This window comes from Thauera terpenica 58Eu, assembly GCF_000443165.1.
Taxonomy (GTDB): Bacteria; Pseudomonadota; Gammaproteobacteria; order Burkholderiales; family Rhodocyclaceae; genus Thauera; species Thauera terpenica.
In genome coordinates this window covers 28,077-41,663 of the sequence record NZ_ATJV01000092.1, presented here as the reverse complement: position 1 = coordinate 41,663, position 13,587 = coordinate 28,077, and the positions used below count along the sequence as shown (strand labels likewise).

13 protein-coding genes and 1 tRNA gene are annotated in these 13,587 nt (G+C 64.4%); 7 read left to right on the top strand and 7 right to left on the bottom strand.

Annotated features, from left to right (window positions below):
* Nucleotides 1–28: 28 nt before the first annotated feature.
* Together M622_RS36340 and M622_RS36335 are read right to left on the bottom strand one after the other, a co-directional pair.
* A complete protein-coding gene (locus M622_RS36340; protein ID WP_021250649.1) occupies nt 29–889 on the bottom strand; it encodes a Rossmann-like domain-containing protein in 861 nt (286 codons plus the stop codon).
* 55 nt (nt 890–944) lie between these two features.
* Entirely contained in the window at nt 945–1,331 is a 387-nt protein-coding gene (locus M622_RS36335; protein WP_031347448.1) for a DUF2237 family protein, read from the bottom strand.
* A gap of 285 nt (nt 1,332–1,616) precedes the next feature.
* Between M622_RS36335 and M622_RS36330 the strand changes: the two genes are divergently transcribed.
* The 7 genes from M622_RS36330 (at nt 1,617) to M622_RS36300 (ending at nt 7,940) form a co-directional block, all read left to right on the top strand.
* Nucleotides 1,617–2,234, top strand: coding sequence for a response regulator (locus tag M622_RS36330; RefSeq protein WP_021250647.1), 618 nt, complete (start codon nt 1,617–1,619; stop codon nt 2,232–2,234).
* Nucleotides 2,235–2,253: 19 nt separating this feature from the next.
* On the top strand, nt 2,254–4,818 hold the full coding sequence (locus M622_RS36325; RefSeq protein ID WP_021250646.1) for a sensor histidine kinase: 2,565 nt from the start codon (nt 2,254–2,256) through the stop codon (nt 4,816–4,818).
* Nucleotides 4,815–5,192: a response regulator gene (locus M622_RS36320; protein ID WP_021250645.1), complete on the top strand. Its 378-nt coding sequence runs from the start codon at nt 4,815–4,817 to the stop codon at nt 5,190–5,192. Before M622_RS36325 ends, M622_RS36320 begins: the two co-directional genes overlap by 4 nt.
* Nucleotides 5,193–5,552, top strand: a complete 360-nt coding sequence (locus M622_RS36315) for an Hpt domain-containing protein (protein ID WP_021250644.1) — start codon at nt 5,193–5,195, stop codon at nt 5,550–5,552.
* A 74-nt stretch (nt 5,553–5,626) separates the two neighbouring features.
* A tRNA-Ser gene (locus tag M622_RS36310) sits at nt 5,627–5,717 on the top strand.
* A gap of 1,547 nt (nt 5,718–7,264) precedes the next feature.
* Nucleotides 7,265–7,717 carry a hypothetical protein gene (locus tag M622_RS36305; protein ID WP_021250642.1) on the top strand — a complete coding sequence of 151 codons (453 nt, stop codon included), beginning with the start codon at nt 7,265–7,267 and terminating at the stop codon, nt 7,715–7,717.
* On the top strand, nt 7,704–7,940 hold the full coding sequence (locus tag M622_RS36300; protein WP_021250641.1) for a hypothetical protein: 237 nt from the start codon (nt 7,704–7,706) through the stop codon (nt 7,938–7,940). Before M622_RS36305 ends, M622_RS36300 begins: the two co-directional genes overlap by 14 nt.
* Here M622_RS36300 and M622_RS36295 read toward each other — a convergent pair.
* From M622_RS36295 to M622_RS36275, 5 genes are all read right to left on the bottom strand, one after another.
* Nucleotides 7,924–8,643 (bottom strand): hypothetical protein, encoded by a 720-nt coding sequence (locus M622_RS36295; protein ID WP_021250640.1) that lies wholly within the window; start codon nt 8,641–8,643, stop codon nt 7,924–7,926. The genes M622_RS36300 and M622_RS36295 overlap by 17 nt on opposite strands.
* Nucleotides 8,644–8,650: 7 nt before the next feature.
* Nucleotides 8,651–11,770, bottom strand: a complete 3,120-nt coding sequence (locus M622_RS36290) for a type I restriction endonuclease subunit R (protein ID WP_021250639.1) — start codon at nt 11,768–11,770, stop codon at nt 8,651–8,653.
* Between the two features lie 19 nt (nt 11,771–11,789).
* Nucleotides 11,790–12,161 carry a type II toxin-antitoxin system VapC family toxin gene (locus M622_RS36285; RefSeq protein ID WP_021250638.1) on the bottom strand — a complete coding sequence of 124 codons (372 nt, stop codon included), beginning with the start codon at nt 12,159–12,161 and terminating at the stop codon, nt 11,790–11,792.
* Complete coding sequence (locus tag M622_RS36280) at nt 12,158–12,358, bottom strand: type II toxin-antitoxin system VapB family antitoxin (RefSeq protein ID WP_021250637.1); 201 nt, start codon at nt 12,356–12,358, stop codon at nt 12,158–12,160. The genes M622_RS36285 and M622_RS36280 overlap by 4 nt, the downstream gene beginning before the upstream one ends.
* A gap of 167 nt (nt 12,359–12,525) precedes the next feature.
* Complete coding sequence (locus M622_RS36275; RefSeq protein ID WP_021250636.1) at nt 12,526–13,563, bottom strand: NAD(P)H-dependent flavin oxidoreductase; 1,038 nt, start codon at nt 13,561–13,563, stop codon at nt 12,526–12,528.
* Nucleotides 13,564–13,587 lie beyond the last annotated feature (24 nt).

Below are 13,587 nucleotides of genomic sequence, written 5' to 3'. Positions count from 1 at the left end.
CCGCCACGGGCATCATGCACGGTAGCACTCACCGCCTATCTACAGCGTCGGGCCAGTCGGCGGCAGTCAGCGCAAACTTGTAAGCAAACTGACCCCACGACTCACCCCGGCGCAGTGCGTCGATGAAGCCGGCGCGATCGCTCACCCAACTGCCACCGATCAGACTGACGCCGCGTGCGAACAAGGGCTGCGCAAGGCAGCCGGCGCTGGGGCCGATGAGGGCGATGTGGCTGGCCTGGCGGCAGTGGGCGAGCATGCTGTCCACGGTGTGGTTGAGCAGGATGGTGCTGGTGGATAAAACCTTGTTGCAGGTGCCGAGCTCGCCAGCGTCGAGGGTGACGCGGTAGCCATCGTGATTGCCGACCTGTTCGGGATTGAGCTCTATCACGGTGAGTCGGGCACCGGCCTCCGCCAGTTGCGGCAGCAGTTGCGGCAACAGTGGCGTGAACAGCCCGATCATGCCGATATGGTCGCCCGCCTGAGGCTCGATGCCGCCAAGCGGGCCGCTGGCACGCGGTGGGGTGAAACCGAGGCGGTCCATTACGGTGCGCGACAAGGCATTGGCGGCGGCAAAGCCCAGGGTGCGGCGGAGGTCCGCGGCGGGATCCGCGGAGTCTGAACGTGGGCGCGCGAACTCACGCGCGAGCTGCAGCGCATCCATGCCGATGACGCCGTCCATGTCCTTTGCCTGCACAAGCTGACTCAGGGTGTCGCCGAGCAGCACGAAGGAGATGCCAAGCGCGCCGTCGTCGAGTTCAAGCGCGCAGAACTCACCGCTCTTCGATGCGGCGGCCTCGGCGGGTGGCAGATGCAGGGCACGCACGCGCGCAATGGGCCGGCCGGCGGTGGCGTGCTCGAGGGCAAGGATCAGGTCAGTAGCGAAGCTCATGGTGTCGAGAGAACAGCAAACGCGGGCGCTGCGGCCCGGCATGGCGATTGCCGCATCAGCCCTGAGGACCCGCAGCGGCGCCGTACGCGTGGGCTTTCAGGGTGTCGAGGTCGACGATGCGCAGCGCCGCCTCATGCGTGGCTTCGAGCACCACCGGGGGCGCGACGCCAGCCTCCCAGGCTTCCTTCCAGCGCAGGGCACACAGGCACCAGCGATCGCCGGCTTTGAGCCCGGCAAAGCGATATTGCGGTCGAGGCGTCGAAAGATCGTTGCCGACACTACGCGAAAAGCGCAGGAAATCGTCAGTGACGCGCACGCATATGAGGTGACGACCAAGGTCATCCGCACCAGCTTCGCAGCATCCGGTGCGGTAAAAACCCGTCAACGGCGCATAACTGCAGGCGAGCAAGGCGCCACCCACCACGTTTCTGGAAGTATTCATGTTGGTGAGCTCTCGTAACAAGCAAGGCCGGCCGACGCGAAAGATCGGGTCCGCCACCCTGCCAGCAGACTTTGGCCGAATTGTAGCGCTGGAACTGGGTATGATGACCCCAATCCGGGCATACAAGCGACCCGGTGTGCGTATGCGTGGCGAATCGCCTGCCGATCGCCCCTTGAGGTGTTTGGGTACCGCGTCTGCCTTGCTCGATTTTGAGCCTCAGCATTTGCGGCCGTTAGTGCATTACTGTTACTTTCCCTTTTTTTTAAGCAATTTCCCGGATTTTTCATGGCGCGCACCGCTGACTCCAATCGCGAATTCATCAGCACCGCACAAGCTGCTCGCCAGCTCGGACTTTCGCTCGGCGCCGTCCAGCAGATGGTCGAGAGCGGCACACTGGCGGGCTGGAAGACGGCAGGCGGCCATCGCCGCATCCGCCAGGACTCGGTCGACGCCCTGCTCGCGCGTAGTCAGCAGACCGGCGCCGCCCACCCGCGCAACGGCGGCAACAAGCTGCGGGTGGTTGTGGTCGAAGACGACAGCCTGTTGCAGACCATCTACCGCGAAACCCTCAGCAGCTGGCCGATGGAAATCGAGCTGTGCGTCTTCGATCACGGTCTGGATGCGCTGGTCGAAGTCGGTCGCGAGCCACCGGACCTGCTCATCGCCGACCTGCGCATGCCGGGCCTGGATGGCTTCGAGATGATCCGCCGTCTGCGCGAGAACCCGGTGGCAAGCAGGGTTGCCATCGTTGTCGTGTCCGCATTGACGAGCGCAGAGATCAGCGCGGAGGGCGGCCTGCCAGAAGACGTGACGGCCTATCGCAAGCCCGTTCCGTTTCATGAGCTGCACGGCTACATGCAGGCCTTGATCGCTCAGCGCAAGCGCTCGCGCAATACGCCTTAGGGCACTACGAGGGCTGGGTATGCGCGCACTGGGTTGGGCCGAGGCACTGACGCTACGCTCGAAACTGATCGCGATCTTCGTTGCGATCAAGGTCGTGCCGCTGTTGCTGCTTGCGCTCTTCGCCTGGGGTGCGACCAGCGACCTGGCGCAACTCGTCACCTATCGTGCCGTGGCCATGTCGGACTCGATGCTGGACACCCAGCGCAGCACGGGAAAGACCGCGACCGAAGATGCCATCGAAGCCCTCGACACGCGCTCACGCGAAGCGATCGAGGCGCTCACCACCGATATCGCCCATCAAGTCAGCCAGTTCCTCTACGACCGTGATCAGGACGTCCTGAGCGCCGCAGCGCTTGAACCCGTCGCCGCCCGTTACCGCCATTTCATTGACACGCATCAGCGCCGGATCGAGGACCACGGAGCTTATGAGCCCAGCGCAGACGGCCGCGACTGGGTCGAGTCGGCCCCTGTAGAGCCGAATCTGGATCTGGTGCGCGCGCCCCTGCCAGACAACTCCCTCAACTTTCACTACCGCGCCCCCGGCACCACGGCCATCGTCCGCCTGCAGCCCCTGTTCCTCGAGATGACCTTCATCGGCCGCGATGGTGTGGAGCGGATCAAGCAGTTGAGCAGCACCGGCACGCATCTGCTTGGGGCCGAACTGCGCGACATCACGCGCCCGGAAAACACCTTCGTGCGCGCCGAACGTTACTGGCCTGCGCTGCAGGCACTCAAACCTGGCGAGATCCACGTCTCCGACGTGATTGGCGCGCAAGTCACCACCCACTGGATCGGGCCTTACACGCGAGAAGCCGCAAGCAAGAAAGGCAAGCCCTTCGCACCCGAGGCCTCAGGCTATGCCGGCCTGGAAAATCCGGTCGGCAAGCGCTTCCAAGGCCTGGTGCGGTGGGCAACGCCGGTCGTGCGCGACGGCGAGATCGTCGGCTACGTCACCCTCGCTCTAGACCACGCCCATCTGATGGCATTCACCGACCTGGTGCGCCCCACGGCGGCACGTCGCGCACCCATTGCCGATCCGGCATCGGGCAACTACGCCTTCATGTGGGACTACAAGGGCCGCAACATTTCCCATGCGCGGGACTACTTCATTTTTGGCTTCGACCCCGAAACCGGCCAGCCACCTGCACCCTGGCTTGACGTCGAGCTTTACGACGAGTGGAAGGCAAGCGGCCTGGCCTGGCACGAATTCGTGCCGCGCATCAGCCTTTATCGCGACCAGCGCCTGACGCGCTCGGCGCACCCACAGTCATCGGCCTCAGGCTCGGTGATGCTGGACTGCCGCTACCTGAATTTCTCGCCGCAGTGTCGTGGCTGGCATGACTTGACCGAGCACGGTGGGTCGGGCTCGTTCACGATCTTCTTCAGTGGCCTGAACAAACTCACCACGGTGGCGACCATTCCCTACTACACCGGGGACTACGGCAAGTCACCACGGGGTTTTGGCTATGTGACGATCGGCGCGAACGTCGACGAGTTCCACCACGCGGCCACCGAATCGGGGCGTCGAATCTCCGCCATGATCCAGCGCTCGGGCCAGCAGACCCGCGCTGAGCTCGACGCGCTGATTGCCGACATTCGGCAAAATCTACGCAACACCACCACCGGAATCGTGGTCTCCACCGTGCTGATGACCATCGCGGTGATGCTGATCGCGATCTGGATGGCGAACCTGCTGACTGGCCGCATCACCACCATGATCGGCGGCATTCACCGCTTCCAGCACGGCGAACTCGATCACCGGCTCAAGGTCAGCGGCAAGGATGAGATGGCGCAGCTCAACCTCTCCTTCAACCAGATGGCCGATACGGTACAAGCATCGATCGAGCGTCTCGAAATTGCTCGCCATTCGGCCGAACAGGCGAACCGCATGAAAAGCGAGTTTCTCGCCAACATGTCACACGAGTTGCGCACGCCGCTCAATGGCATCATCGGCCTTGCCGAACTGCTCAGCCTCGAGGTCGTCGACGATGACATGCGAGATCATGCCGAGACGATTCGCAACAGCGGACAGCATCTGATGGTCGTGCTCAACGACGTGCTCGATCTCGCCAAGATCGAGGCCAACCGCATCACGCTCAACGTTCAACCTATTGATCTGAAAGCATTGATCACCGCCATCGCGGCGCTGCACCGCTTCAACAGCAGCGCCAAGGGCGTCGAACTCATCACCGCTCTGCCCGATGAACCGTGTGAGATCGAGAGTGATCCCGTGCGCCTGCGCCAGGTCCTAGACAACCTGCTCTCCAACGCGGTGAAGTTCACCCACGAAGGCCGTATTACAATCCGCCTCCAGGAACAACACGACCGGTTCGTGATTTCGGTCCAGGATTCGGGGATCGGAATCGCGCCTGAAGAATTGACGCGAATATTCGAGCCCTTCTACCAGGCAGAGAATTTCCTCACACGCCATCACCGCGGCACTGGACTGGGCTTGCCGCTTGCGCGCCGGATGGTCGAACTGATGGGCGGAAAGCTCGACGTCGATGCCATTCAAGGCACAGGCTCCACCTTCACCGTGACCTTGCCGCACACCCCGCCAGACGCCCAACATACCGAATCATGAGCATTTCAAGCCACCTCGCCTTCATCACCGACGACAATGAAATCAACCTCAAGGTCGCAGGCGCCCTGCTCAAGCGCCTGGGCTGGAGCGTGGAGACCTTCGACAACGCCCGCGCCATGCTCCAGCGCCTTGAGGATGTGCAGCCCGCGTCGATCCTGCTGGATATCTCCATGCCCGACATGGGCGGCGAGTCAGCGTGCGCGCACATCCGCGCGCGCAGCGAATGGAACGCAGTTCGTGTCATCGCCTATACCGCACATGCCATGAGCGAAGATGCCGATCGTTTCCGCGCCAACGGCTTCAATGCAGTGCTGATCAAACCGATCACGCTTGCATCGCTGACACAGGCCATGGGCCGTCCAGAGCAGTGCTAGATGGGCGCTCACACCTATCTGCACTTCGACCCGGACGGCTTGCTCGCGGATCTTTTCGATAACATCGACATCGTACGCAGCGTGCTCGACACCTTTGCCAAATGGAAAGACTCCGTCCACGCTGAACTGCGCACCGCCACCGACAACGCAGACGCCGTGCATCTTGCACGCATCACACATACCTTGCGTGGAAGCCTGGCGCAAATTCATGCGCGCCCGGCGCTGGAGCTTTCCCGGGCCCTGGAAGCGCGCTGCAAGAACTCCACCGAGTTCCGGCCGCAAGCCGCCGACACCGAAGCGCTGCAGCGCGAACTCCAGGCCGTAGCTGACGATATCGCGCACTACCTGGCCAGTATCTGAGTCTGGCCTCAGCCCGATACTGAAAATTTTCCTTCCCCATTTTCGCCAGGCGAACTACAATGCCGGGCTTCACCGGACAGGTGGATGAGTGGTTTAAGTCGCACGCCTGGAAAGCGTGTTTGGGATAACATCCCAACGCGGGTTCGAATCCCGCCCTGTCCGCCAGAACACCAGCAATCAAGCGCCTTTCGGGGCGCTTTTTTGTTTCACCCCACATCCAACCCCACATCCAAAAAACGCTTGATTGGGCCAGTTTCGCGCATAGACACCCCGCTGCTCCTCGCGGTCGCCCTAGTGGTGGTCGAGGTCACCGCCGGCGCAGTAACACTGTGATCATTCAGGCCCTGGTCGTCGCGCAGCGAGCGTTCGGCGACGATGCACTGCCACCGTCCTGGACGGGGTGCGGTACTGCGACCTGTGCGGGGTCGCCAGATCAGCCCATGCGGAACGACGGCGTGCAGCGTCATTTCAGCGGACTCGCAGAGTTCAATAGGTCTCAACAGTTGGCCTCGGGGCCCGGGCCGTCAAGCGCGCTCTTCTGCCGTTGGTCCTGACGCATGCCCACGCGTACCGGATCGCTGCGGCGATCCCCTGGTCGCCAGGGTGAATGACTGCACCGCAGTGTTTCGAGCGGAGGTCGTTGCCAAGGCTGACACCGACTGATCGTCAGTTTTCAGACCGCACCGGAAAGAACAGGGACGCGTTTCAGGTGCGAGCGCATCTCCCGAAACGGAAGAGTTTCGAGTGAAAAATGGTCGTTTAAGCCGTAATCATATTCGACCGCGCAGATAATCCCGATCGTCGCTGGGTGGCTCCCGTCGGCAGGGACGAAAACTGTACGAACCCATCTTGTCATTCGATGGACCTTGAACGGCCTTAGGCCGGCTCTGCGTTCTCCGTCGTTACTCGTCCAAGCCGCTGATGCTGCCCTACCAGGCCAAGGCCCATCTAGACGCACAGTGGGCCTCATGCTTGGTTTGTGCTGCCGGCGCTGAGCTTGGCAGCCGCAAGTTGGATGTTCTCGCGCATCCGAGCAGGCGACCAGATCGAGGTTGTTTTCAGGGTCAACCGCGTCGGGACCTTGATCTGGCAGGGGCGAACTAAGCGAAAGCGCCAGCCGTGGGAGTGGATAGCGGCCATGTGGAGTTTCATGCCAACGAACGGAACCAGGGGCAGCAAAGCCTTGGGGTGAGCCGAAGACGAGGCGCTACATGGTGACAGCTCGACCAGAGCGGCATCGGGCCTCGGCACAACGCGGGGCGATAGTCTGGTCAGTGGCGACGGAACGTTTAGCGGTGAGCGCCACCCGATTGCGATGTAACCGGAAACCTCAAGGACGCATGCAAACGGTATCCCTCGAGCATTAGCGCGAAAGTGCTGGGCTTGGGGGAGTGTTGCCCGAAAGCTCCGTCCCGTTTCCTAAGTCTGCAGTGTGGCCTGACCCGAGAGGGGGCTGATAACAAAGCAGGTTGCGCAGGCGCTGAGTGATCGACACCCAGCCCCGGCGAGGGATGCAGCGGCAAGGAACTGGGCTCAGGGAGGCTGCAGGTGGCGGATCCGAAAGGCGGTGCCAAGCTGGTTCAGGAGGCTCAGTAGGCTCGGCGTGATGGATATCGCCGAGTGAAGTAACCACGACGACGGTGTGCCCCGCGGGCGCGGCAGACGTCCAGGAAAGTGACCAGGCGCTCAGACAGCGCGGAGACGAGTAGAGCATGATGACCCGAAAAAGCGGATCGAATACGGATGGCCGAGACAATCGCGGCCGCTTTGCAGCAGGCAACCGAGGCAAGCCCAAAGGCGCCAAGAATCGTGCGTCGCTGGTCGCGCTCGAGTTGTTCGAGGGCGGCGTGCAGGACATTGCCGCCGCCGTCATTGACCAGGCTCGTGCCGGCGATCTGACTGCTGCGCGAATCGTGCTCGACAAGGTGCTACCCAACGCGAAGGAGCGCGCCATCGCGCTACCTGACCTGCCGAGTACCGATACCGCGGCGGGGGTAAGCCACGCCCAGCAGAAGATCCTCGAGGCCGTCGCCACGGGCGTGATCACACCGGGCGAGGCTTCTACCCTATCCAGCGTCCTCGAGCAGCGCAGGAAGGCGCTGGAAACGATGGAACTCGAGCAACGCATCATTGCACTAGAGGAGGCCCGCCATGAGCCGGCTTGAGCAACGTCTTACCAAGCTCGAGGATGGGGTTCGTCAAGACGACACGCCGATCTCATTTGAGCTGGTGTTCGTCAGCACGGACGGCACGCCCAGCGCGCGATTCAGACTGACTGACGATGGTTTGGTTGCGGTGACGGATGATTGCGACGACCGAGCCGTGACGGACGGCTCTATCTCGGAACCCGATAGCTGCACGAACCGGCGCGCTAGTCGTCGCGCCTGACATTGAAATGATCAAGTTCCCTGGGGCGGCTCAGGTGAACGTGCCCGGTGTCTACGGTGAGCGCCACTGCCCCGCAGCGGCAATGCCAACGAGAAAAGCCGTGTCCAATGATCGATGTCGTCTTCTTCTCCAGCGCCATCGCGGGCAACCTTTGGCCGCAAGCGTTGCAGTCGGAGACGCCATGCCCCTGATCGATCAACTTGGCAGCGATGTACTGGAACTGCCACCAAGGGCGTGGGACGTCGGTTAGGGGGAGGTCCTGACGGCGCCGATTGACCCACAGGAGCACGTCTGGATTGCAGACGCCTGACGATGGCTCAGTGAGTACCTGCTCGACTTCCTCGGCAGAGAACTCGAGGAGGGCGCCTCCTCCACCCCCGGAGTCGTGGCAGCGAAATCGGACTGTCTGCCCACATGGCGGCGGGTTCAGGCCAAGAAGGTAAAGTTCTCGCTCTCTTGCGGCCAGATTGGGGCCCGCTCCGTCCGTAAGCGAAAACGGCGACCTTAACGTCCTCATCAGCGCGCGTGGCTTGAGCAGAATGAGCGGCCAGAGGATCACCAGCATGGTGAAGGACAGCCAGATATCGCCATAACGCCAATCGAAGGCGTCCAGTCGAAAGGCCATATCCCAGCCCGCTCGTGCAGCGATCATGGCCGTGATCGCCAAGTACCCGTATAGGAAGACCGCGCCGGTATCGGACATTCGAAATCTACCCGCGGCGGCCCGCAGCCTGCGCGCGCAGCAGCTCGTAAAGCCGCCCGGGCCCGAGCAGGATGGACTTGATCTCGGCGCGGATGCGTTCCGACTCCAGCGCCTGCCGGCTCATCGAGGTGAAGGCCGAGAGCGCGTCCATCACCGCGTCCAGGATGCGCGCATCCAGATCCGGTGAGTTGCCGAACTGCTCCTTGGTGTTGTTCACCGCCTGCTCGATCAGCGTCTCGCATTCCAGCAGCTTGCCCTTGATCGCGTTGTTCACGTAGAGCAGCTTGTCGCCTTCGGTGAGCTCGCCGACGAAGAGCTGATTCACCCGCGCGATGATCTCGTCGAGCGCCGCCTTCTGCTTGTCGCGCACCTCGCCGCCGCCGGGGCCGCTGGGCTTGAGCTTGTACTCGCCCTGCCCCGCGTCCAGCGCCAGGCGGCGGGTGCCGAGGTTCTTGAGCGTGTAGTGGGTGAGCGCGAGCGAGGACAGGTCGACCGTCTCGCTCTCGCGGCCGAAGTCGAGCAGCTTGTGCAGCAGGCGGAAGAAGATCGCGCGCTTTTCGATGTCGGTGTTGCCGTAGTTGAAGATCTGCGACAGGAAGCCGTACAGGCGCACGTAGGTGGCGAGGTCGCGCTTGAAGAGGACGAGCGCGTCGAGCTCCAACTTCGCGGCGTGGGCGTCGGCGCTGCCTTCGTCCGCGTCGCGCAGGCGGCGCTGGGCCGCGGCGTAGCGCTTGAGCAGGCGGTCGGCCACCGGCACCAGGGCGCGGTCGAGCGCGGACTGGTCCTTGCCGCGCAGCGCCACCTCGACCACGCGATCGACCTCGAAAGTGTCGTAGAAGCCCAGCCCGTCGAGCTTGGCGCGCAGGGTGTAGATCTGCTCGGGGTCGCTCACGCCGGCGAGCTCGGCGGTGGTGTGATAGACGCGGAAGGCGGCGAGGACCTCGTCGGGGTCATTGACGAAGTCGACCACGTAGGTGCTGTCCTTGCCCGGGTGCGCGCGGTTCAGGCGCGACAGCGTCTGCACCGCCTGGATGCCGGCCAGGCGCTTGTCCACGTACATGCCGCACAACAGCGGCTCGTCGAAGCCGGTCTGGAACTTGTTCGCCACCAGCAGGATGGCGTAGTCGCCGCCCTTGAAGGCCTCGCGGATGCCGCGCCCGCGCAGGCGGGGGTTCATCAGCGCCGAAGTCTCGGCGAGCGGCTCGGGGGCGGACTCGGGGTCCTCCACTTCGCCCGAGAACGCCACCAGGGTCTCGATGCGGTAGCCGTGCTCGGCGATGTACTTGCGCATCGCCAGTTGCCAGCGCACCGCCTCCTTGCGGCTGGCGGTCACCACCATGGCCTTGGCCTGGCCGCCGAGCAGCGGCGCCACGTGCACCCGGAAGTGCTCGACCACGATGTGCACGCGCTGGGCGATGTTGTACTCGTGCAGCCGCACCCAGCCCATGATCCCCTTCATGGCGGTGTCGCGATCGACCTCGGAGTACCTGGCGCCACCTTCGTGCGCCAGGTTGAAGGCGACCTTGTAGCTGGTGTAGTTCTGCAGCACGTCGAGGATGAAGCCCTCCTCGATCGCCTGCCGCATCGAATACACGTGGAAGGGCGCGGGCAGGTTGTCATCGGCAGGCGGGCGGCTCGGGTCGGGGCGCGTGCCGAAGAGCTGCAGCGTCTTGTCCTTGGGCGTGGCGGTGAAGGCGACGAAGGTGATGCCCAACTCCTTGCCCGCTGCCTTGGCCTGCATCTGCGCGGCGAGGATGTCCTCGGTGCTGATCTCGCCGCCGTCCTCCAGCTCGGCGAGCTCCGCCGGCGACAGCACTTCCTTCAACTTGGCGGCGGTCTCGTTGGTCTGCGAGGAATGCGCCTCGTCGGCAATCACCGCGAAGCGCTTGCCCTCGGTCGCCGCCAGCTCGCGCACCTTGTCGAGCGCCTTGGGGAAGGTCTGCAGCGTGCACACCACGATCTTCTTGCCGGCGGCGAGCGCCTCGGCCAGCTCCTGGCTCTTGCTCGCGCCCTCGCCCTTCACCACCGCAACCACGCCCTGGGTGCGCTCGAAGCCCATGATGGCGTCCTGCAACTGGTCGTCGAGCACGGTGCGGTCGGACACCACCACCAAGGTGTCGAAGACCTTGCGATTGTCCGCGTCGTGCAGATCGGCGAGGAAGTGCGCGGTCCACGCGATCGAGTTGGTCTTGCCCGAGCCCGCCGAATGCTGGATCAGGTACTTGTCGCCCGGCCCGTCGCGGCGCACCGCAGCGACGATGGCGCGGGTGGCGTCGAGCTGGTGGTAGCGCGGGAAGATGGTGTTCACCAACTGCCGGGCGTCGTTCTTGCGCGGCACGATATAGCGGTGGAGGATCTCCAGCCACGAGTCGCGCGCCCATACCTGCTTCCACAGGTAGTCGGTCGCGTAGCCCTGCGGGTTCGGCGGGTTGCCGGCGGCGCCGGCGTCGCCCTTGTCGAAGGGCAGGAACACGGTGCCGAAGCCGTCGAGCTTCGTCGTCATGCGCACCGCCGAGTTGCTCAGCGCAAAGTGCACCAGCGCGCCCTGCGGAAAGGCCAGCAGCGGCTCCACTGCATTGCTGCCCGCCACGCGCGGCGGGCGGTCCTTGCGGTACTGCAGCACGGCATCGTCCACCGCCTGGGTGTAATCGGTCTTGATCTCGCAGGTCGCCACCGGGATGCCATTGAGGAACAGCCCGAGGTCGATGCAGTTTTCGTGGTGCAGCGAATAGCGCAACTGGCGCACCACGCGCAGGCGGTTGGCAGCGTACTTCGCCTGCAGCTCGGCATTCATCGCCAGCGCGGGCTTGAACTGCGCCATCGCGATCGGCCGCCGCAGCCCGAGCATCTCGAAGCCGTGGCGCAGCACGTGCAGCGTGCCGTGGTCGGCTAGCGTGCGGCGCAGGCGCTCGCACACCACCTTGCGCGCGTTGGCGCCGTGGGTCTGCTCGATGCTCGCCCAGGCCTCGGGCTGCGTCGTCTGGATCCAGCCCACCACGTCGTCGGGGAACAGCGCCAGCGCGCGGTCGTAGCGCGCGGCGTCGCCTGCGTCGTGCAGCCAGCGCGCGGCAGCGAGGTCGTGGCAGATCTCGTCTTCGAGGGCTTTTTCGGTGTGGAGGGCGGTCATCGAATTTCCGGTACGCGAGTCAATGGGCCAGAGCATAGGCCAGACCGAGACGAGCGCTTGCAGCGCCCAGGCGCCGGTCGCGCGTCCACAGCCTGGTTCCGGGCGCCAGCATCACGGCGGCCAGCAGATGCGCATCGATGTAGCCGATGCCCAGCCCGAAAAGCGCACGGGCGTCGATGAAGCGGCGCACCTCATCGTCCGTCGCGGCCGCCGCGAGCGGCAGATCGCTCATCGCACCCAACACGGCAGCACGGTTCTTCAGGTTACGCAGCGCGACTTCGCCCAGCACATGCGGATGCGTCAGCACCCTCCCCGCGGTGAGAAGCCCGGACAGGTGTTCATCCGATCCGCGCAGGTGATCGATCCAGATCGAGGTATCGACGAGGATCATGCAGCGGATTCCGGCTGCCGCCGCGGGATGTCGTTCAGTTGAGGTTCGGATCCACCCAGCAGGGCCAGGCGCCGCGCACTTTCGCGCTGGATCAGCGCACGCAGGGCTTCCCGCACCAGCGTGGATTTCTCGGTCAGCCCGGTCAGCGCCTGGGCTTTGGCAAGCAGCTCGTCGTCGAGCGCGAGGGTGGTACGCATGATGGACTCGTTGAGGTGACCTGCTTCAAGATTAGCACCACTTGATGCGCTTACCCGTGCCTTTCAAACCTTCAAGCGATGAGAAAGGCCCCCGGGTGGCAGGCCGTTCATGTGCTGGCCCCCGAACAAGGCTACGGGCGTGTATCGGCCCGATACCGACGATCGCCCTACCTTAGCCCCGCCAGCGCTCGCGTCAGCTCACCCGCGCCGATCTCCCTGCAGCCGCTGGCGTTCTGCCCCGCCCACAAGGGCGAGAAATCGCCGTTTCCAAGGCTCTCGGCCCGCGCGCGCAAAGGCGCCGGTGCGGCCGCGGCAAGCGGGAACTGCGGCGCCTGCGCATTCATCGGGCCGAGCTCGCGCATCAGGCGATTGACGATCCCGCGCGCGGGCCGGCCGGTGAAGAGATTGGTCAGCGCAGTGACGCGGGCCGACTCGCGCTTCAGCGCCGCCCGATGGATCGCGCTCGTCGTCGCTTCCGGACACAGCAGGTAGGCTGTTCCCACCTGCACGCCGGCCGCTCCCAGGTCGAGCGCCGCGCGCACGCCTTGCGCATCCGCGACCCCGCCCGCGGCGATCACCGGCACGCGCACCGCCTCGACCACCTGCGGCACCAACGCGAAGGTGCCGACCTGGGTGGCGATGTCTTCGTTCAGGAACATCCCGCGATGCCCGCCCGCCTCCAGACCTTGCGCGATGACCGCGTCGACGCCCCGCGCTTCCAGCCAGCGCGCCTCGTCCACGGTCGTCGCCGAAGCGAGGATCCGGGCGCCGGCGTCGCGCACCCGCTTCAACAGCGCGGGCGCCGGGAGGCCGAAGTGGAAGCTGACCACGGCCGGGCGCAACTCGCACACCACATCGGCCATCGCGTCATCGAACGGCAGCCGAGCCGGCCCGGCAGGCTGCGCACCGGCATCGAGGCCGAATTCGGCGTAATAGCCGGCAAATAGCGCCCGCCACGCCTGTGCCTTGTCCTCGTCGGGCACGGGTGGCGTATGACTGAAGAAGTTGAGGTTGAAGGGGCGGCTCGTCCCTGCACGCAGGATCTCGACCTGCTTGCACACGGCGTTGGCGTCCAGCATCGCGCACGGCAACGCGCCCAGCCCGCCCGCGTTCGACACGGCGATCGCCAGTGCGCTGTCCTGCACTCCGGCCATCGGCGCCTGGAGGATGGGAAGCTCGATACCAAGGAGGTTTTGTAGCGACATGCTTGCTCCCTGTCATGTTTAGGA

Excerpts from the sequence above, each read along its gene's own strand:
- M622_RS36305 (WP_021250642.1), top strand. The coding sequence starts at position 7,265 with ATGATGACCCGAAAAAGCGGATCGAATACGGATGGCCGAGACAATCGC.
- M622_RS36290 (WP_021250639.1), bottom strand. The coding sequence starts at position 11,770 with ATGACCGCCCTCCACACCGAAAAAGCCCTCGAAGACGAGATCTGCCAC.
- M622_RS36325 (WP_021250646.1), top strand. The coding sequence starts at position 2,254 with ATGCGCGCACTGGGTTGGGCCGAGGCACTGACGCTACGCTCGAAACTG.
- M622_RS36340 (WP_021250649.1), bottom strand. The coding sequence starts at position 889 with ATGAGCTTCGCTACTGACCTGATCCTTGCCCTCGAGCACGCCACCGCC.
- M622_RS36315 (WP_021250644.1), top strand. The coding sequence starts at position 5,193 with ATGGGCGCTCACACCTATCTGCACTTCGACCCGGACGGCTTGCTCGCG.
- M622_RS36300 (WP_021250641.1), top strand. The coding sequence starts at position 7,704 with ATGAGCCGGCTTGAGCAACGTCTTACCAAGCTCGAGGATGGGGTTCGT.
- M622_RS36285 (WP_021250638.1), bottom strand. The coding sequence starts at position 12,161 with ATGATCCTCGTCGATACCTCGATCTGGATCGATCACCTGCGCGGATCG.
- M622_RS36295 (WP_021250640.1), bottom strand. The coding sequence starts at position 8,643 with ATGTCCGATACCGGCGCGGTCTTCCTATACGGGTACTTGGCGATCACG.
- M622_RS36280 (WP_021250637.1), bottom strand. The coding sequence starts at position 12,358 with ATGCGTACCACCCTCGCGCTCGACGACGAGCTGCTTGCCAAAGCCCAG.
- M622_RS36320 (WP_021250645.1), top strand. The coding sequence starts at position 4,815 with ATGAGCATTTCAAGCCACCTCGCCTTCATCACCGACGACAATGAAATC.
- M622_RS36275 (WP_021250636.1), bottom strand. The coding sequence starts at position 13,563 with ATGTCGCTACAAAACCTCCTTGGTATCGAGCTTCCCATCCTCCAGGCG.
- M622_RS36330 (WP_021250647.1), top strand. The coding sequence starts at position 1,617 with ATGGCGCGCACCGCTGACTCCAATCGCGAATTCATCAGCACCGCACAA.
- M622_RS36335 (WP_031347448.1), bottom strand. The coding sequence starts at position 1,331 with ATGAATACTTCCAGAAACGTGGTGGGTGGCGCCTTGCTCGCCTGCAGT.